Raw genomic sequence first — 17262 nt, forward strand, 5'->3', positions numbered from 1 at the left:
CCCTTTGCGCGACTTCTGGCTGTGATGATGCCGGTTCCGGCGCCTCACCGTGAGCGCAGGACAACGACCTGGGGTTGCAATCATGCAGTTTCGTTCTTTTCCAGCCGCGGTGGTCGCGGCATCGATGGTGCTGGGTTTCGCGGTCACTGCCTCCGCCAAGGAGCCCGTGGTCGCCTCCCCCGAGTCCGGCGCGAAGGAACTCACTGTTGGGCAGAGTGCTGCTCGGGAGCGGCAGAAGAAGTGCGGTGCCGAATGGCGCGCCCTCTCGGTTGCCGACAAGGCGGCGCAGGGGCCGAAATGGCCGCAATATTTCAGCAAATGCGTCAAGCGCTTGAAGGAGATCAAGGCCTGATCTAGTTCCGCTGGGAACCGGCTCGCGGGGGCAGAATCTGCCGGGCCGTAACAGGGGAACGGACGGATGCGGGAGCGCGAGGCGCTGCAGCGGGTCGTGGCGGTGGCCGCGATCATACCGGTCGCGTCGGGGCTCTTCGGAATCCTGTTCGGGCTCGGAGGAGTCGGCGGCGACAGCCTGTCCCAGATCTCCGCCGACAGCCATTTCCGCTACCTGTCGGGCCTGCTGACGGGCATCGGCATCCTGTTCTGGAGCTGCGTGCCTGCCATCGAGGCGAAATCGCGCCTGTTCCGTTTCCTGACCCTCGTCGTCGTGCTCGGTGGACTGGCGCGGTTGCTGGGCCTCTACCTCACCGGCCTGCCCTCGGCGGTGATGCTGGGTGCCCTGGCGATGGAGCTGGTGGTGACGCCCCTTCTCTGCCTCTGGCAGATGCGGGTTGCGGCCAAGGCCGCAGATGCGGCGGCGGCCGGGCCCTCTCTGTGAGCGGGGTTTTCGCCGGATCACGCCCCTCCCCGGCCGACCGTTCGCTCTCGCTTCTAGAGCGCATCGTCCCCGCGCCCTCCGCCTGGGCCTTCGCCCTGCGGATCTGGCTCGCCATGGTGCTGGCGCTCTACGCCGCTTTCTGGCTCCAGCTCTCCGGCGCCTCTTCGGCCGCCGTCTGCGTGGCGATCCTGGCCCAGCCCAAACGCGGCCAGGCCCTGTCCAAGGCGCTGTACCGCTTTCTCGGCACCCTGGCGGGGGGCGCGATATCGATCCTGCTGATCGGTGCGTTCGGACAGGACAGGGTTCTCCTCCTGGTCTCCGTGGCGACCTGGCTCGGCCTCTGCGTCTTCGTCGCCCACTTCCTGCAGGACACGCGGGCCTATGGCGCCATGCTCGCGGGCTACACCGTCGCCATCGTCGCCGTCGCGCATATCGACACGCCGCAGGCGGTCTTCGAGGCCGCCATCGATCGCGTCGCGGCGATCACCATCGGCATCGTGGCCATCACCTTCATCAACGACGCCCTTGCTTCGCCGAGCACGTGGCGCACCCTGCGCAAGTCGCTCTCGGAGGTCCTGTCGGCCACCCGGGCCTTCGCCCGCGAGACCCTGTCCCAGGCGGATCCCGGCTCGGAGCGGGCGGCGGCCCTGATTCGGCAGATCGCGGTGATGCGCGCAGATGCCAGCGCCATCGGCGGCGAGCTCGACGACGGCGCCCGCCGGGCCGCCGGCGCACGCAGCGCCATCGCCGCGCTCTACGCCATGGCGGCGGCGAGCCGCGCCTTCACCGCCGCCGGCAGGATGCTGGGCCGCGACAGCGAGGCCGTCACCGAGGCCCGCCGGATCTGCCTCGGCCTGACAGAGGCAGGTTCCGATGCCGACGCGGCCTCGGACCGCCTCTGCGCCCTGGTGGATGAGGCGATCCAGGGCGGGACGAGCGAGCCTTTGGAGATCGAGCCGTTGGAGATCCTGGCGCTTCAGCGCGGCCTCGATTTTGCACGCGCCGTCTCCTTCGCCGAAGACGGTCTGAACGCCCTTTCCACGGGCTGTCGGCCGAGGCGCGATGTCGCCCTGCCGACGCATCGCGACCTGCCCGTGGCCCTTCGCGGGGCGGCACGGGTGGGGATCGCCTTTGGCGCCACCGCTCTCCTCCTCATCGCCGCCGGCTGGCCCGCCACCTCCTTTGCCCTGGTGCAGGTCGCGGCGACCTGTTCGCTCTCGGCCATCGCGCCGGATTCGAAGGCCTTCGCCCGTGGCGTCCTCGTCGGTATGCCGCTCGCGGCCCTCTGCGCCGGGATCGTGCTCTTCGGCGTTCTAGGGGGCGAACAGGGTTTCCCGCTCCTCGCCATCGCCATCGCGCCGGTGATTTTCGTGGCATGCTTTCTCAGCCTGAATCCGCCGACCTTCGGAATCGGCTTCATCCTGCTCGTGTTCTTCATGGTCCTCCTGTCGCCGTCCAACCCGCAGACCTACGACGCGCAGACCTTCCTCGCGAACGCGTTCCTTGTGACCATGGCGGCGGGTATCCTGTTCGTCGCGGTGCGGATCGTGCTGCCGATCTCGCGCGCGCAGCGCCGCGCCTTCGCCCTCGATTCGGCCCGGGATTCGGTGCTGGACGCGCTGGCCGGCGATGGCGGCGACGCCACCACCCGCACCAGCCTCAACAGCGACCGGCTGCTGCAATTCTCTCAGTGGAGTTCGGGCAGCGGCGCCGTCCGCGCGGCGAGCCTGGACCGCGCCTTCGACCTGGCCCGCCTCGAATCCGCCGCTGCCCGCGCCCATGCCCAGCTGTGCCGCCTCCCCGACGACCCCGCCCTGAACGATGCCTCAAGGCAGGCGCGGGACGGACTGGAGGCCGCGGACGCGGCCACGCTCGCCCGGTCCGTTCGCGCGTTCCTCCGGCACGGCCGATCCACGAGCGCCCCGACGCGGCTCGACATCGCCCGTCTCGTCAGCGACCTCGTGACGGCGGGTGGCGTCATGGAGAGCCAGCACCGCCTCCTGCGCCGCCTCGGCATCCTGCGGCCGGCCTGATGGAGGCGCCCCATGCGGCATGACATCGATCTCGGCGGCGTCCTGATCTCGCCCTTCGTCGCCTATGTACTGGCGGCCCTGGCCATCATGGTGCTCCTGCGGTTCGGCTTCAGCCGCATCCGCTTCAGCCGCTACGTCGCCAACCCGCCGCTGGCCGAAGCGGGGATCTTCGTCTGCATCCTCGCGCTTCTCATCGTTCTCTTCTGAGCAATGTGTACCGCCGACATGGGTCTTGCCTGACGATGGCCGACGACGATCTCTCCGACGCTCCCCCCTCCCGCGAGCACGCGCCGGGCTTCGCCCGGCGCCGGCGTTGGCGGGTGGTGCGGCTCCTGGCGACTGTGGTGATCCTAACCTGTGCCTGCGTGGCCGCCGCACTGGTCTGGCAGTTCTACGTCACCGCGCCCTGGACCCGCGACGGGCGCGTCCGCGTGCAGGTGGCCAGCGTGGCGCCACAGGTCTCGGGCCAGATCACCGAACTGCGGGTCACCGACAATCAGAACGTCGCCAGGGGCGACGTGCTCTACGTCATCGACCCGGTGGATTTCGACATTTCCATCGCCACCGCCCAGGCCGAGCTGGAGAACCGCGAGGCCGACCTACAGGTGAAGCGGACCCAGGCGGCCCGGCGCGAGGCCCTGACCACCCTCTCCACCTCGGTGGAGGAGAAGCAGCAATATGCGGGCACCGCCAAGATCGCGGAGGCGGCGCTGGCCTCCGCGAAAGCGCAGTTGCATCAGGCTCGGGTCAACCGAGGGCGCACGGAAGTGCGCTCGCCGGTGAACGGGCGCGTCACCAATCTCCTCCTCCGCGCGGGCGACTACGCCACCGCCGGCACCGTCAACGTCGCGGTGATCGACACCGATTCGTTCTGGATCGACGGCTATTTCGAGGAGACGAAGCTGGCCCATATCCATGTGGGTGACGGAGCGAAGGCCGAGCTTCTCGGCTATTCGGCCCTCATCGACGGCAGGGTGGAGAGCATCACCCTCGGCATCAGCAACGCCAACGCCTCGCCGAGCACACAGGGCCTGCCCAATGTCGACCCGGTCTATACCTGGGTGCGCCTCGCCCAGCGCGTCCCCGTACGCATCCGCATCGAGAGGGTTCCCGACGGCGTCACCTTGGTGGCCGGCATGAACGCCACCGTCTCCGTGGGGGAGCCCGGCGCCCATGGCGGAAAACTCTGGAAGACCTTGCGCGATCGTTTCACCGGACCATCCGCCTCCGGGCGGGAGCGGGATCCGGCGGCGGCGGATCGCTGAAAGCCTGACCCCGCCCGCTCTGCCTCCCGCGCGGAAGACCGAGCCATCGGATGCGCGGCAACGGCCCTGCCCGGCTCGAGAAGCGCGCCGAGTGACGATGACAGAGAGACGTCCCGCTTCGGCGAATGCCTCGGCAGAGCATGTCCCGGCGGTGGCACGATGAAAAATTCCCTTGCATTGGCGCGAAGTTGAGCACGGATCGCGAAAAGGTATCAGTCACGCTTAAGGGCAATGAGCGATTGTGCCGGCATCTTCTCGACTGGGTCAGGGCACGTGCTGAAATCCATCGACGCCACTGAGAACGACCCGACCGCGATGTCCGAAAGCGGGGGCGCCACCGAGGCCGTGGCCGGCATGGCGACGCTCATGCGCCATGCTTCCCGTGCCAACGCGCAGGCCGCCAGCTTCACCCGCGAGATCCGCCGCCAGAGCACCGGCGTCGACCGCTCGCTGGCGGCGACTCTCGGCAGCGTCGGCCGCGACACCGCGGCGGGGACGGCCGAACGCCTTCGCGGCGAACTCGTGGATGCAGTCGGGCAGGCCATGCGCGAGATCACCGCCGAAATCGCCCGCATTGGTGAGCGCATCGACACCAAGGCCGCCGAGGCGAGCCGGATCGTCGCCGCCATCGACGGGATCGGCGCGACGATCCGGATGCTGTCGTTGAACGCGACGATCGAGGCGGCCAGGGCCGGCGAGCACGGACGCGGCTTCGCCGTCGTCGCTGCCGAGGTCCGCGCCCTGGCCGACCAGACCCGGGAAAGCGCGCGCAACGCGGCCGGCATCATCGATTTTTCCGATGTCCGCGCCGATCTCACCGCCCTTCGCGCCTCGACGGACCATGCCCTGGACGGGCTCGCCGGTGCCGTGCGAGCCACCGCCGACCGAATCGAGACCCTCCTCGGCGGTGTCGGCGTCGAACTGTCCGCGATCAGTGCCAGCAACGCCTCCATCGGCGAGGCTCTCGGCGCCATGCAGAGCAGCATCGACCGGACGGAGGCCAAGGCCGTCCGCGCCCTGGCACTGGCCGATGCCACGCTGCAGGCGGCCGCCTCGGGCATGCCCGCGCCGGACATGGCCCGGCACGGCCTCGCCCGTCGTCCTAGGGGCTTCGATCTCCTCGACGACGTCCGGGCGCGCGGCACCCTGCGGATCGCCGTGGAACCCGATTTCAAGGGGTTGTCCTTCCGCAAAGCTGCCGGGGGCGCCCTCCTCGGTCTCGACATCGCCTATGCTACGGCCTTCGCGAGATCCCTCGGCGTCGCTCCGGTCTTCGTCGAGTGCCCCTGGGACCAGTGCACGGAACTGCTCGATGCGGGCCGGACCGCCGCCGAGGCGCCCGCCGACATCGTCTGGTCGGCCCTGCCGCCGAGCCCAGGATTCGGCGCCATCGCCTATTCCCAGGCCTATACCCATCTCCACTACGTGCTGGCGCGCCGGACCGGCGACACGCGCATCCGCAGCCTGTCCGACCTCGACGGCCGGACGCTCGGCGTCATCAACGATCCAAGCGCCTACGCCACCCTTGAATCCGCCGGACTGCGCTGGGCGGAGAACCTCCAGGCGAAGGGAAGGCGAGTGGCGACCCTCGGCAGCCTCGTGCCGATCACCGATCAGAGCCGCATTCACGACGCTCTGGCCGAGGGCGTGGTCGATGCCTTCGCCGTGGACGCGCCGATCATGCACTGGGCCTGCAGCGGCGCCGACAGTCCGTGGCGCGGCCGCATCGAGATCGTGCCCGGCAACATCGCGCCCGCGCCCTGGTACTACACCGCCGCCGTCGCCGACCATCCGAGTGCCTGCCGCCTGCTCATGGCGGCGGATGCCTTCATCGACGCCTTCGCCGGCACGTCCGAGCGTGCCGCGATCGAGCGGCAATGGCAGGGCGGCGCCATCGCCGGCACGGGCGGCTACCGTGACGAGCCGGGAGGCTTGCGCGGTGCGGCGGAACTGGCGGCCGATTACGCTGAGGCGATGGGAAGGATGCCCACCCTCGCTCCTTCGCACGGCGGCGTGGCGCTTCGGAGCGTTGCCTGAACTCGGCCCCGGAAGCGGACGATCCTTTGCCGGCCATTTGGCCAACCACCTGAAAGGGCAGGCCTTTTTTGCAAGCGACGGGATGGGAAAGAATACAGTTGCCGGAAAGATGAGATAAGGGCTTGACGCAGGGACGATCCAGTCGCACCTTGATCATGTGCTCTTGAACAAAGCACAGCTCAAGCAACGAGGAGGCGTAGATCGGTTGTCGATCGCGACCAACTTAGAGGCAGGAGACGGGAATGACTCCACCCCAGCAGGATGCTGCGACGATCATCCGGGACTAATTCGGCCCGGACGTTGAGCAGCACAGACGCGAATCACGGGACGGAAGCGGTCTCCGGGGCGCAGAAGCGGCCTGCACGGCACGACTTCGAATGCGCAGAATGCCCCAACTCGACCGCTTCCGCCGCCGGCCGGCTCAGGCTGTCCGATGCTTTTTCAAGTATTCGTAGGCAATCTAGAGGGCTTTGCCGACTCGCGCATCGGCAAGTATCGTTTCGATGAAACGTGCCTTGGCGGCACGATACGCATCCATCGGCTGCCCGTCGAACCGCGCCTTGAGCGTGTTGTAGCGGGTCACGAGCTCCGGGTCCGCCCGCAGCGCATCGACAAGTCCATGAAAGACGTCGAAACGCCCTTCCCTCACCGTCAGCTGGATGCCGAGCGACGGCGATTGCGTTTCGTCCGCGAAGGCGGCGAAATCTACCGTCCGGATCGAACCGCTGTTGCGCGGGAACAAGGCGGCGGGTTCCGCCTCGGCGGCGTCGAAGTCGCAGGCCGCCACCCGAACTACGACATCGAGATCCCCCTTCGTCGCACAGCCTGGAACGGCCGTGGCGCCGACATGGCGGATATCCGCCGATGCGGGCATGCGTGGCGCGATCTGATCCCGGATACGGACGAACAGGACTTCCGCTGCGAGACGAGCGTCCTCGTCATCCGCCGCAAGGCGAAATCTCTCCTCGACGATCACCGCCGATCTCCTCGGTCGCCGTAGCGAGCGGCCCGGCGTTACTCGATTCCGAGCTTCGCCTTCAGCAGCGCGTTCACCGCCGCCGGGTTGGCCTTGCCGCCGGTGGCCTTCATGGTCTGGCCGACGAACCAGCCGAGCAGGGTCGGCTTCTCGCGGGCCTGCTGCACCTTGTCGGGGTTCTTCGCGATGATCTCGTCCACCGCCGCCTCGATGGCGCCGGTATCGGTGACTTGGCGCATGCCGCGCGATTCGACCAGTGCGCGCGGGTCGCCACCCTCGGACCAGACGACTTCGAACAGGTCCTTGGCGATCTTGCCGGAGATCACGCCTTCGCCGATGAGGTCGACGATGGCGCCGAGCTGGTCTGCCGAGACCGGGCTCGTCTCGATGCTGTGGCCTTCCTTGTTGAGGCGGCCGAACAGCTCGTTGATCACCCAGTTCGCCGCGGCTTTGCCGTCGCGACCCTTGGCCACCGCCTCGAAATAATCGGCCGAGGCGCGTTCGGCGATGAGCACGCCGGCGTCGTAGGGCGACAGGCCGTAGGACTCGATGAAGCGCGCCTTCTTGGCGTCCGGCAGTTCCGGCAGGCCCTCGGCCAGGGCATCGACATAGGCCTGGTCGAATTCCAGCGGCAGCAGGTCCGGGTCGGGGAAATAGCGGTAATCGTGCGCCTCTTCCTTCGAGCGCATGGAGCGAGTCTCGCCCTTGCCCGGATCGAACAGTCGGGTCTCCTGGGATATCGTGCCGCCATCCTCGATGATCGCGATCTGGCGCCTTGCCTCGACTTCGATGGCCTGCCCGATGAAGCGGATCGAGTTGACGTTCTTGATCTCGCAGCGGGTGCCGAGCGGGTCGCCGGGCTTCCTCACCGAGACGTTGACGTCGGCCCGGAGCGAGCCCTTCTCCATGTCGCCGTCGCAGGTGCCGAGATAGCGCAGGATGGTGCGCAGCTTGGTCACGTAGGCGCGTGCCTCCTCCGACGAGCGCAGGTCCGGCCGCGAGACGATCTCCATCAGGGCGACGCCCGAACGGTTGAGGTCGACGAAGCTCTGGGTCGGGTTCTGGTCGTGCAGGGACTTGCCGGCATCCTGCTCGAGATGCAGGCGCTCGATGCCCACCGTGATCGACTCGCCGTCGACGAGGTCCACCAGCACCTCGCCCTCACCGACGATGGGGTCCTTGAACTGGCTGATCTGGTAGCCCTGCGGCAGGTCCGGGTAGAAGTAGTTCTTCCGGTCGAACACCGAGCGATGATTGATTCGCGCCTTCAGGCCGAGGCCGGTGCGGACGGCCTGAGCCACGCATTCCTCGTTGATGACGGGGAGCATGCCGGGCATCGCGGCGTCCACCAGGGAGACGTGGTCGTTCGGCTCGCCGCCGAATTCCGTCGAGGCGCCGGAGAACAGCTTCGAGCGGCTCGTGACCTGGGCATGGATCTCCATGCCGATCACGACCTCCCAATCGTGCAGGCCGCCCTTGATGAGCTTTTTGGGGTTCACGGGTACGGTCATGATGGCCCGGATTCAGTGTTGCGCGGCGCGAAGGCGAGCCGGAAAGGTGGAAGGACCGGCCGGCGCGGTCAAGCGCGCAGGCGATAGAGCTGGTGGGCCATGAAGCCCAGTGTGCCCCACAGAAAGCCCGCCATCCAGCGGATGGGGAAGAAGGTCGGTCCGTCGTGGCTCACCGGCGCCGGCCAGGGAATGCCGATGGCCGTGACGGCCCAGGACACCAGTACCGAGATCGCGAAGGCCATCAGCGACACGAGGATGACCTTCACGAACTGGTCCGACTTCCAGCCCATGACCAGCGCGATAGCGATCAGGACGGGATCGAATGCGGCCCAGATCCAGACGTCGAAGGGATAGACCGGGACGGTCATCGGGCGCGTCTCATGCCCACCACGCGGCGGGCAGCTTGGTCCGTCCGGCCGCCGTCTCGATCACCTGAGCGGCGGCGAACAGCGTCTCCTCGTCGAAGGGCCGGCCGATGAGCTGGAGCCCGAGGGGCAGCCCCTGCGCGTCGAGGCCGGCTGGTACGGAGATGCCGGGGAGCCCTGCCATGTTGACGGTGATGGTGAACACGTCCTGCAGGTACATCTCGACGGGATCGCTCGAGCCCTTCTCGCCGATGCCGAAGGCGGCGGACGGGGTGGCGGGGGTCAGGATCGCATCGATGCCTGAGGCATAGGCCTCCTCGAAGTCGCGCTTGATCAGGGTGCGGATCTTCTGGGCGCGCACGTAATAGGCGTCGTAATAGCCGGCCGAGAGCACGTAGGTGCCGATCATGATGCGGCGCTTCACCTCGCGACCGAAGCCCGCCGCGCGGGTGTTCTCGTACATCCCGGCGATGTCCTTGCCGGGGACGCGCAAGCCGTAGCGCACGCCGTCGTAGCGTGCCAGATTCGAGGAGGCTTCAGCGGGCGCCACGATGTAATAGGCCGGGAGCGCGTAGCGGGTATGCGGCAGCGAGATCTCGCGGACCGTGGCGCCGGCATCCTTCAGCATCGCGGCGCCCTTGTCCCAGAGCGCCTGGATCTCGGCGGACATGCCCTCGACCCGGTATTCCTTCGGGATGCCGATGGTGAGGCCCTTCACGCCCCGCGCCACCGCCGCCTCGAAATCCGGGACGGGCAGGTCGGCACAGGTGGTGTCGCGGGCATCCGGGCCAGACATGGAGCCGAGCAGGATCGCGCAATCGCGCACCGTGCGGGCGATGGGGCCGGCCTGATCGAGGGACGAGGCATAGGCCACCGTACCCCAGCGCGAGCAGCGCCCGTAGGTCGGCTTGATGCCCACCGTGCCGGTGAAGGCGGCGGGCTGGCGGATCGAGCCGCCGGTATCGGTGGCGGTGGCGCCCAGACACAGATGTGCGGCCACGGCAGCGGCCGAACCGCCGGAGGAACCGCCCGGCACCAGCTTCGTGTCGGAGAGTGCTCCATTCTCCTGACGACGCCAGGGCGAGACCACGTCGCCATAGGCGGAGGTCTCGTTGGACGAGCCCATGGCGAATTCGTCGAGATTGAGCTTGCCCAGCATCACCGCCCCGTCGCGCCACAGATTGTGGGTGACGGCCGATTCGTAATGCGGCTGGAATCCTTCGAGGATCCTCGAGCCGGCCGTGGTGGTCACACCGTGGGTGCAGAACAGGTCCTTGACGCCCAACGGCAGGCCTTCGAGGGGCCGGGCCTCGCCGGAGGCGATCTTGGTGTCGGCCACCTCCGCCATCTGCAGGGCGCGCTCGGGCGTCTCCAGCAGGTAGGCGTTGAGCCCCCGCGCCGCCTCGATCGCCGAGAGATGGGCCTTGGCGAGGTCGGTCGCCGAGAAATCCTTGGCTTTCAGCCCGTCGCGGGCCTCGGCCAGGGTGAGTTCGTTGAGATGGGTCATGCCGCCTGCTGTCCTCAAAGCCCGCCGGACCCTGTCGCCATTCTCAGGCGCCGCGCGGTCCGAGCCGGGCACGCATCACGAAATCGAGCGTGCTACTCGACCACCTTCGGGACGAGGAAGTAATGGTCCTCGGTCTCGGGGGCGTTGAAGACGATGTCGCGGGCATGTCCGCCGTCGGTCACCACGTCGGTGCGCTTCTTCATCGCCATCGGCGTGACCGAGGTCATCGGCTCGATGCCCTCGACATCGACTTCGGAGAGTTGCTCGACGAAGGCGAGGATGGCGTTGAGCTCGCCCTGGAGCGGCGCGACCTCCTCGTCGTTCACCGCGATACGCGCCAGATGCGCGATGCGCCTCACTGTGGTTGCGTCGACCGACATGCTGCCTTCGGACCTCGGGACCTGCGCCGGAACGCGCGTCAGGGGCCGGGCTATAGCACCGCGCTTCGCGGCCCCGCAACGCCGGGGCGGGCGGAAGCGTCGTCTCAGACGATGGCGTTGCCGGGATGAGAGGGGGCTTCGACCACGATTCCCTTGTCCTGGCGGAGCGTTTCCGACTGCCGGAAGCCGAGGACGAGGATCTCGAGGGCCAAAGCGAGCATGAGCTTGTGCCGGAACGGCATCTCGCGCGTGGCATCGACGTTCCAGGCGCTGCCGCCTTTGCCGGGCGGCCGCAGCATGCCGAGAACCTGGGAGAGGCGGCCGAGCCGATTCATGCTGTCTCCGTATCGTCAACAAATCCTTAACGAGCTTATGGCGCATTGGCTCCCGGTGCGGCTATCCCCCTTCGGACGTAGGATCGGGTCGCGTTGGGGATAGACATCATGTGGCAGACGGTGTTCGCCGAATTCACCGCCGGGCCGAAGGCCGTTCCGGCCGATCTCGACCGCGCGGAGGCGGAACTGGGGTTTCCGCTGCCGGAGAGCTACCGCGGCTTCTGCCTCGACTGCGGAGTCGGCCTCGCCTGCGGTTCCCTCCGCATCGCGATCCCGAGCGCCACGGAGAGCGCGGACCTCGTCACCCGTTCGGAGCTGATTGCGCACAGCATCGCCTCCGTGCTGGAGACGCGGGAGGGGCATCGCTTCGAGGTGGAGGGCGACGACCCGAGCGTGGTCGAACGCGCCTGTTTCTTCGGCGAGACCGAGGCGGGCGAGTTCCTGTTCTGGGACGTGATCGTCGGGGCGGACGAGGCCGAGCGCCGGGAATACGAGATCTGGGTGATGGGTGCCGATCTCGAATCGGTGAGGTTCGGGGGCGCCGACCTCCCCGATCTCATGCGCCGGCTTCAGGGTCCCGCCGTGCGCGGCATCCTCGGCATGGGCGCCGAGCCCCTGCCCTCCAGCTTCCTGGGTCAGGTCTCGTGACGGAAGACGAGGTCCGGGCGTTCGTCGTGGCGTCCGCGGGCGGTCGGCGCCTCATCGGAATCGATCTCGGCACCAAGACGATCGGCCTCGCTCTGTCGGATGTGGGCCGGCAGATCGCCTCGCCCCTCGAGACCATCCGCCGGGTGAAGTTCACCCCCGACGTCGCGCGCCTGCGCCTCCTGTGCGAGACGCACCAGGTCGGCGGCCTCGTCATGGGCCTGCCCCTCAACATGGATGGCAGCGAAGGGCCGCGCGTCCAGGCCACACGTTCCTTCGTGCGCAACATGAAGCCTCTGCTCGACCTGCCGGTGCTGTTCTGCGACGAACGCCTATCCACGGCGGCGGTGACGCGGGCCCTGATCGCGGCGGACGCCTCACGGGCCAAGCGCGGCGAGGTCGTGGACATGCTGGCGGCGGCCTACATCCTCCAGGGATGCCTCGATCAGATCCGGGGTCTGCTAGGGGACGAGGAGCGCGAGGAGCGCGACGTCTTCTGAGAGAAAACGCGCGTCACGCCGCAGCCGGCGGCTCGTCGTCGCCGGGCTCGACGGGTGAGTTGAGGATGTCCTCCAACTCGTCCACCAGCATGTCGATCTGGTCCTGGCTCGCCAGCACCTTGAGGGTCTGGCCGCTCTCGGTGGCGAGGGCGAGCTCGATCCCAGTGCCGGAGCGCGTGGCGAGGATGCGGGCGAGTATGTGCGTGGCGCTCATGCGGGTCTTCCGTTCGGGTTTCAGGATTGGATCGGGCAGGCGGGCAAGGAGGTCCCTGCCAGCAGGGCCACCGCCACCGCCGGGCCGCAGGTGGAGGCCCAATCAGCGCCCTCCTCCGCGAGCGACGGCGCGATGAGGTCGCTGAGCGCCACGGCCGAACGGCCCAGGCGCCGGGCCAGACGCTCGGCCAGGAACCGCCCCGCCCCGCAGACGACGAGGGGCGCATCGGCCGCGATGTCGGGTCGCGAGAGCAGGATCGCCGCCGCGTCGTGCAGGGGCCGCAACTGACACTCGGCGAAATGCGCCGCGAGGGCGCGCCAGTCGGCCGAGGTTCCCTCCGCATGGTCGCGGCCGATCATCCGGGCGAGGCGGATCTCGGTCTCGGGGATCGATTTGCCCTTCATGTCGGCGCTGTGCTGCTGGTCGGCCCCCTCGGGCAGGTCACCGGTGAGGCGGTAGACGTCGGCCGTTGTGGCGAAGGTCTCCGCCATCAGACCCGTGCGCCGGCCCTTGAACGGCGCGGAGGCGGTGAAGGCGAGGACGGGCGTCCGGACCACGCCGGAATAGACGAGTTCGCCCGTCTCCAGGCGCTCGGCGTCGCTGTAGCCGGTGGCGGCCGGGCGGCCGTCCACGATGGGGATCAGGTCGGCGGTGGTGGAGCCGATATCGACGAGGAGCGCCTTCGCCGCGTGGCGGCCGACCAGGGCCGCCGTGGCGTGCCAGTTGGCCGAGGCCACGTCGATCGCGGCGCCGGTCGCCTCGCCGGGTGAGAGGAGCCCGGCCCGGCCGCCGTAGATCCGCACCGTACCGGGGAGATTCGTTGCCGCCCAGGCGGAGAGCTGTGCCACGCCGTCGGTGCGGTCGGAGAAGCAATCGGTGAGTTCGCCGGTCATGGTGACCACATGGTCGGCCTCTCCGCGCGCCCAATCGGGCAGCTGCGAAAACGTCTCGTCGAGGGCGGGCAGGCCGCGCCATAGACGGCAGGGCGCCTGTACCACCGCCTCGACGCGGCCCTTGCGAACCAGGGCCGCCTTGACATGGACCCCCCCGAGATCCCAGCCGATCACCGGGTTGTGCGTGGATGCGGCAGGCGTCACGGGCAGGTCCGTACAGGGAGGAACGGGATGAAGGACGGGTTTCGGATCGTTCCGGTGATCGATCTGCGCCACGGAGAGGTGGTGCGGGCGAGGGCCGGGGATCGCGCCTCCTATGCCCCGATCGTGACGCCCTTGGCAAAGGGATCGTCACCTGGGGATGTCGCGCAGGGGCTCGTGGCCGCGATCGCCGCGCGCATCCTCTACGTCGCCGATCTCGATGCGATCATCGACGGCAAGCCTCCCGATCTCGGCAGTCTCACGCGGGTCTCTCTCGCCTGTCCCGGCGTCCAGCTCTGGGTCGACGCGGGATTCTCAGGGGCCGCCGGCGTCGATGCGTTCCTGGCGGAGGGGTTGGGCCGCCCGGTGATCGGCAGCGAGAGCCAGCACGATGCCGCCCTGGTGCGGGCGCTGGGAGATCGAGCAGTCTTCTCCCTCGACAGCCGGGGCGCGGACCGGATGGGGCCGGCGGAGCTCCATGACGAGCCGGCGTACTGGCCCGCCGAGGTCATCGTGATGACCCTGAGCCGGGTCGGCGCCGGGACCGGGCCGGACCTCGACCGCCTGTCCGAGATCCGCAGGGCCAGTCCAGCGACACGGCTCTACGCGGCGGGCGGGGTGCGTGGAATGGCGGATGTCGCCGCGCTGGAGGATATCGGCGTCACGGGTGCTTTGGTGGCGTCCGCGATCCACGACGGGACATTACGGACGTAGCAGGCCGGGGACACAAAAAAACGAGGCGGCCGGAGCCGCCTCGTTTCATGTCTCATCGTCCGAGGAAGATGGAAGCCAGTCGCTGGAGCAGGCCCCGCGGTGCGGGCGGAGGCACGCTCTGCCCAGGACTGTCCCCGATCTAAGCGTTCGACGCGAAGGGGTGCGAAGCAGAGTTGCGCTGCTCGGTGGCCTGAGCGGCGGTGGGCTCGCCCTTGACGGCGCGCTGGATCGACAGCTTCACGGCGTCGTAGTTGTACTTCTGGATCTTGGCGTCGTCGGCCGCTTCCCAGTGGATGAACACGCCGACCAGGATGAACAGGTCGTCGGCTTCGTCAGCGGGGATGATGCCTTCGGCAACGGCGTCCTGCACGGCCTTGGCAACGCCGTACTGGGCGGGGCCGAACATCTGGACGGCCTGACGGGCGTCGTTGATGGTGACCTTGTTGAACATCAGGGTGTTCGGCTTGCAGGGCAGGTTCGGCGCGATGACCGCGAGCAGGCTGGTGAAGCCGTGCTTGTTGTTCACGAGGCCGTTGCAGAAAGCCGTCTCGGCCGGCGAACCGCGCGGTCCGATGATGAGATCGATGTGGGCGACCTCGTTGCCATCGCCGACGAGAGCCTCGCCGACCAGAACTTTGTTGATCTTCGCCATGTGGGGTTTCTCCCAGGAGTCTTGAAAAAGCATGACCGCCCCGTAGTTTGGCGCGGCCGAAAGCCATCCTTGTTCACGGCGTCCAGCCCCAAAGGGACCGGACCGGTTTGCCCGGATCGCGGCGCGGACCCTACTCTGGGGTCTCAACCGGAACAACCCTGCAGGGGGGCCGTATTCGAGCAAAATCTTTGCCTAACGGGGGGTTGAACCCGCCGCGTCACGAATTATGACGCGGCCCGCCACCGCCGGGACCATCGGAGTCACGGGATTCCCGCCCCGCCCGCCAGTAACCGATCGGCGAAGAGGGTAGCCACCGTCATGTCCGCGCTGGTGCCTGGATTGAGATTCTCGCCTTTCCACGAGCGGTCCCGCGCCACGAGTTCGGCGACGGGGCGGGTGGCGAGATCGAGGGAGAGGAGCCCCTCCGCCTCGGCGCGCAGGGCGTCGGCACGGTCCGCCCCGTGCTTGCGCGCCACATGGCTGTCGGGAACGGCAGCGAGGTAGCCGAGGAACACCGCCGTCGTGCTCCAGGGGGGCGTGAGGCCCTTGCCGCGCGCCGCCGAAAGAGCGGGCAGGCCGATGCCGAAGATGTCGGCGAAGCCGGTGACGTAGGCGCGGGCGATCCGGTCGCGCGGGGCCGCTTCCGCCATGGCCGCGACGAGGCTGGCCGGCGCTTCCGATCCGGTCACGTCGTGGCGTGCGGCCCGTCCGAGGCCGCCGGGATTGGCGGCGCGAATCGCGGCGAAGACGTCGGCCGCATCGGCGGCGTCGAGGGTATCCAGAACGTGGCCCAACGCCCCGCGCAGAGGGCCGCCGCGCTCGGCGGCGAGGGCCAGGGGCGCGCAGAGGAGGAGAATGCCGAGATTGGTGTTCTGGCCCACTGCGCCGAGGGTCGCCTCCATGGCGGTGCGGACGCGCCGGCCGACCCGCGCGCCGGGTTCCGCCAGATGGGGGGCGGAGACCTCGGCGCTCGTGACGAAATCCGCCACCGCCATGCGGTGCCCGTCACCGAAGACATGGACGTTGCCGGGTTTCAGGGCATCGAGTTCGGCAAGACAGCACGCCCGGTAGGCCGTGGCGATCGCCTCGGGCGAAAGCCCGCTCATCCCAATGCCGCCAGGAGCCGGGGGGGCCTTGCGGCACGTACGGCGTTGAGGAAGCCCCGGGCCACGGCGGCCGCGACGTCGACCTCGGTGACCTGCTGCAGGCCCGACCAGGCCGGCATGGAATTGACTTCGAGGACGAGGTAGCCGCCCTCCCCGTCCTCCACGAGGTCGATGCCGGTATAATCGACGCCGATGGCGGCGGCGGCCCGCTCGGCGAGCTCGGCGGCCTGCGCCGGCATCGCCCAGGGCAAGGGCCGGCCTCCGCGATGGACGTTGGTGATCCAGCCGTCGCCCTCGCGGATCATGGCGGCGACGGCCCGGCCCTCGCAGACGAAGACCCGGTAATCGCGCCATAGGCCGTCGTTCCGGGCGATGTAGCGCTGGAGATAGTAGACCCGCGACACGGCGTCCTCGTCGGGCAGGTCTTCCGGCCGCGTGATGAGCTGCAGGCCCTCGCCCTGCGAGCCGAAGAGCGGCTTGAGCACCAGCGGCCGGCCCGGTCCCGCCTCGCGGGCGACGCAGGCGGCGGCGGCCTCGCGGCTGGAGAAGACGAAGGTGTCGGGGGTGGGGAGGCCGGCCCTGGCGACGAGGAGGCTCGTCATCGCCTTGTCCACCGAGCGCTCGATGGCGCCGGGGGAGTTCCACACCGTGACCCCGGAGGCGACGAGGGCGTGGAGCACGCCGAGCCGCATGGTGGTGGCTTCGAACGTGCCTCCGGCGATGGTGCGCAGGAGGACGCCGTCGGGCAGCCCGCTCTCGAAGCCCGGCACCCGCAGCGGTTCGCCCGCGCCGGTGACCACCGCCACGTCGGCGAGGGAGAACAGCACCGGCTCGGCGCCGAGATGTTCCAGGGCGGCCTTCAGGCGTGCCTTGTGCCAGTTGCCGTTATCGGCCGCGAGCCCGATGCGCATGGATGTGGTCTCACACGGTGATCCGGTCCCGGCCCGGCCGGGATGACAGGCGTTCCCCTCGCCCCGCTTGCGGGGAGAGGGCCGTGACGACCATGTCGTCGGCACGGCGAGGCGGCAGCCGAGGGTGAGGGGGCGTTCCCGGAGGAGTCTCGTTCGGAGAGCCCCCTCACCCCCGTTCCGGC

The 17262-nt window shown here is 68.8% G+C and carries 20 protein-coding genes; 9 read left to right on the forward strand and 11 right to left on the reverse strand.

Annotation, left to right across the window (positions count from 1 at the left end; genetic code table 11):
* Positions 1-82: 82 nt before the first annotated feature.
* The 6 genes from K368_RS0118600 to K368_RS25070 all read left to right on the forward strand — a co-directional run bounded on the left by K368_RS0118600 (position 83) and on the right by K368_RS25070 (position 6170).
* Positions 83-352 carry a hypothetical protein gene (locus K368_RS0118600; protein WP_027173648.1) on the forward strand — a complete coding sequence of 90 codons (270 nt, stop codon included), beginning with the start codon at positions 83-85 and terminating at the stop codon, positions 350-352.
* 66 nt (positions 353-418) lie between these two features.
* On the forward strand, positions 419-835 hold the full coding sequence (locus K368_RS0118605; RefSeq protein WP_027173649.1) for a DUF4345 domain-containing protein: 417 nt from the start codon (positions 419-421) through the stop codon (positions 833-835).
* On the forward strand, positions 832-2868 hold the full coding sequence (locus K368_RS0118610) for an FUSC family protein (protein WP_027173650.1): 2037 nt from the start codon (positions 832-834) through the stop codon (positions 2866-2868). Before K368_RS0118605 ends, K368_RS0118610 begins: the two co-directional genes overlap by 4 nt.
* 12 nt (positions 2869-2880) lie before the next feature.
* On the forward strand, positions 2881-3075 hold the full coding sequence (locus tag K368_RS0118615; protein WP_018043487.1) for a DUF1656 domain-containing protein: 195 nt from the start codon (positions 2881-2883) through the stop codon (positions 3073-3075).
* 35 nt (positions 3076-3110) lie between these two features.
* Positions 3111-4133 carry an HlyD family secretion protein gene (locus tag K368_RS0118620; RefSeq protein WP_027173651.1) on the forward strand — a complete coding sequence of 341 codons (1023 nt, stop codon included), beginning with the start codon at positions 3111-3113 and terminating at the stop codon, positions 4131-4133.
* A 231-nt stretch (positions 4134-4364) separates the two neighbouring features.
* Complete coding sequence (locus K368_RS25070; RefSeq protein WP_051439927.1) at positions 4365-6170, forward strand: methyl-accepting chemotaxis protein; 1806 nt, start codon at positions 4365-4367, stop codon at positions 6168-6170.
* Between the two features lie 460 nt (positions 6171-6630).
* On the opposite strand, the gene K368_RS0118630 is transcribed toward K368_RS25070, so the two are convergent.
* The 6 genes from K368_RS0118630 to K368_RS0118655 form a co-directional block, all read right to left on the reverse strand.
* A complete protein-coding gene (locus K368_RS0118630) occupies positions 6631-7146 on the reverse strand; it encodes a GrpB family protein (RefSeq protein ID WP_027173652.1) in 516 nt (171 codons plus the stop codon).
* Positions 7147-7184: 38 nt separating this feature from the next.
* Positions 7185-8657, reverse strand: a complete 1473-nt coding sequence (gene gatB / locus K368_RS0118635; protein ID WP_027173653.1) for an Asp-tRNA(Asn)/Glu-tRNA(Gln) amidotransferase subunit GatB — start codon at positions 8655-8657, stop codon at positions 7185-7187.
* Positions 8658-8725: 68 nt separating this feature from the next.
* Positions 8726-9025, reverse strand: coding sequence for a hypothetical protein (locus tag K368_RS0118640; RefSeq protein WP_027173654.1), 300 nt, complete (start codon positions 9023-9025; stop codon positions 8726-8728).
* A 10-nt stretch (positions 9026-9035) separates the two neighbouring features.
* Positions 9036-10529, reverse strand: a complete 1494-nt coding sequence (gatA, locus tag K368_RS0118645; RefSeq protein ID WP_027173655.1) for an Asp-tRNA(Asn)/Glu-tRNA(Gln) amidotransferase subunit GatA — start codon at positions 10527-10529, stop codon at positions 9036-9038.
* Positions 10530-10621: 92 nt separating this feature from the next.
* Entirely contained in the window at positions 10622-10909 is a 288-nt protein-coding gene (gatC, locus tag K368_RS0118650; protein ID WP_027173656.1) for an Asp-tRNA(Asn)/Glu-tRNA(Gln) amidotransferase subunit GatC, read from the reverse strand.
* 104 nt (positions 10910-11013) lie between these two features.
* Positions 11014-11244 (reverse strand): hypothetical protein, encoded by a 231-nt coding sequence (locus K368_RS0118655; RefSeq protein WP_027173657.1) that lies wholly within the window; start codon positions 11242-11244, stop codon positions 11014-11016.
* A 108-nt stretch (positions 11245-11352) separates the two neighbouring features.
* On the opposite strand from K368_RS0118655, the gene K368_RS0118660 reads away from it, so the two are divergent.
* Both K368_RS0118660 and ruvX read left to right on the forward strand, forming a co-directional pair.
* Positions 11353-11892, forward strand: coding sequence for an SMI1/KNR4 family protein (locus K368_RS0118660; protein WP_027173658.1), 540 nt, complete (start codon positions 11353-11355; stop codon positions 11890-11892).
* Positions 11889-12389 carry a Holliday junction resolvase RuvX gene (gene ruvX, locus K368_RS0118665; RefSeq protein WP_027173659.1) on the forward strand — a complete coding sequence of 167 codons (501 nt, stop codon included), beginning with the start codon at positions 11889-11891 and terminating at the stop codon, positions 12387-12389. Before K368_RS0118660 ends, ruvX begins: the two co-directional genes overlap by 4 nt.
* A gap of 13 nt (positions 12390-12402) precedes the next feature.
* Here the strand turns inward: ruvX and K368_RS0118670 are convergent, their stop codons facing one another.
* Both K368_RS0118670 and K368_RS25075 read right to left on the reverse strand, forming a co-directional pair.
* Complete coding sequence (locus K368_RS0118670; RefSeq protein ID WP_027173660.1) at positions 12403-12603, reverse strand: hypothetical protein; 201 nt, start codon at positions 12601-12603, stop codon at positions 12403-12405.
* 20 nt (positions 12604-12623) lie between these two features.
* On the reverse strand, positions 12624-13700 hold the full coding sequence (locus K368_RS25075; RefSeq protein WP_051439928.1) for a hydantoinase/oxoprolinase family protein: 1077 nt from the start codon (positions 13698-13700) through the stop codon (positions 12624-12626).
* Positions 13701-13727: 27 nt separating this feature from the next.
* On the opposite strand from K368_RS25075, the gene K368_RS0118680 reads away from it, so the two are divergent.
* On the forward strand, positions 13728-14411 hold the full coding sequence (locus tag K368_RS0118680) for a HisA/HisF-related TIM barrel protein (RefSeq protein ID WP_027173661.1): 684 nt from the start codon (positions 13728-13730) through the stop codon (positions 14409-14411).
* Positions 14412-14550: 139 nt separating this feature from the next.
* Here the strand turns inward: K368_RS0118680 and fae are convergent, their stop codons facing one another.
* The 3 genes from fae to K368_RS0118695 form a co-directional block, all read right to left on the reverse strand.
* Positions 14551-15063: a formaldehyde-activating enzyme gene (gene fae / locus K368_RS0118685; protein WP_027173662.1), complete on the reverse strand. Its 513-nt coding sequence runs from the start codon at positions 15061-15063 to the stop codon at positions 14551-14553.
* Between the two features lie 260 nt (positions 15064-15323).
* Positions 15324-16169 carry a triphosphoribosyl-dephospho-CoA synthase gene (locus K368_RS0118690; RefSeq protein WP_027173663.1) on the reverse strand — a complete coding sequence of 282 codons (846 nt, stop codon included), beginning with the start codon at positions 16167-16169 and terminating at the stop codon, positions 15324-15326.
* Positions 16166-17080 carry a RimK family alpha-L-glutamate ligase gene (locus tag K368_RS0118695; protein ID WP_027173664.1) on the reverse strand — a complete coding sequence of 305 codons (915 nt, stop codon included), beginning with the start codon at positions 17078-17080 and terminating at the stop codon, positions 16166-16168. The genes K368_RS0118690 and K368_RS0118695 overlap by 4 nt, the downstream gene beginning before the upstream one ends.
* Between the last annotated feature and the right edge of the window lie 182 nt (positions 17081-17262).

The organism is Methylobacterium sp. 10, from assembly GCF_000519085.1.
GTDB lineage: Bacteria > Pseudomonadota > Alphaproteobacteria > Rhizobiales > Beijerinckiaceae > Methylobacterium.

What these genes read in the sequence shown, in the direction of transcription:
- K368_RS0118600 (WP_027173648.1), top strand. Translation starts at nt 83, where the DNA reads ATGCAGTTTCGTTCTTTTCCAGCCGCGGTGGTCGCGGCATCGATGGTG.
- K368_RS0118605 (WP_027173649.1), top strand. Translation starts at nt 419, where the DNA reads ATGCGGGAGCGCGAGGCGCTGCAGCGGGTCGTGGCGGTGGCCGCGATC.
- K368_RS0118615 (WP_018043487.1), top strand. Translation starts at nt 2,881, where the DNA reads ATGCGGCATGACATCGATCTCGGCGGCGTCCTGATCTCGCCCTTCGTC.
- K368_RS0118620 (WP_027173651.1), top strand. Translation starts at nt 3,111, where the DNA reads ATGGCCGACGACGATCTCTCCGACGCTCCCCCCTCCCGCGAGCACGCG.
- K368_RS25070 (WP_051439927.1), top strand. Translation starts at nt 4,365, where the DNA reads ATGAGCGATTGTGCCGGCATCTTCTCGACTGGGTCAGGGCACGTGCTG.
- gatB (WP_027173653.1), bottom strand. Translation starts at nt 8,657, where the DNA reads ATGACCGTACCCGTGAACCCCAAAAAGCTCATCAAGGGCGGCCTGCAC.
- K368_RS0118640 (WP_027173654.1), bottom strand. Translation starts at nt 9,025, where the DNA reads ATGACCGTCCCGGTCTATCCCTTCGACGTCTGGATCTGGGCCGCATTC.
- gatA (WP_027173655.1), bottom strand. Translation starts at nt 10,529, where the DNA reads ATGACCCATCTCAACGAACTCACCCTGGCCGAGGCCCGCGACGGGCTG.
- gatC (WP_027173656.1), bottom strand. Translation starts at nt 10,909, where the DNA reads ATGTCGGTCGACGCAACCACAGTGAGGCGCATCGCGCATCTGGCGCGT.
- K368_RS0118655 (WP_027173657.1), bottom strand. Translation starts at nt 11,244, where the DNA reads ATGAATCGGCTCGGCCGCCTCTCCCAGGTTCTCGGCATGCTGCGGCCG.
- K368_RS0118660 (WP_027173658.1), top strand. Translation starts at nt 11,353, where the DNA reads ATGTGGCAGACGGTGTTCGCCGAATTCACCGCCGGGCCGAAGGCCGTT.
- K368_RS0118670 (WP_027173660.1), bottom strand. Translation starts at nt 12,603, where the DNA reads ATGAGCGCCACGCACATACTCGCCCGCATCCTCGCCACGCGCTCCGGC.
- K368_RS0118680 (WP_027173661.1), top strand. Translation starts at nt 13,728, where the DNA reads ATGAAGGACGGGTTTCGGATCGTTCCGGTGATCGATCTGCGCCACGGA.
- fae (WP_027173662.1), bottom strand. Translation starts at nt 15,063, where the DNA reads ATGGCGAAGATCAACAAAGTTCTGGTCGGCGAGGCTCTCGTCGGCGAT.
- K368_RS0118690 (WP_027173663.1), bottom strand. Translation starts at nt 16,169, where the DNA reads ATGAGCGGGCTTTCGCCCGAGGCGATCGCCACGGCCTACCGGGCGTGC.
- K368_RS0118695 (WP_027173664.1), bottom strand. Translation starts at nt 17,080, where the DNA reads ATGCGCATCGGGCTCGCGGCCGATAACGGCAACTGGCACAAGGCACGC.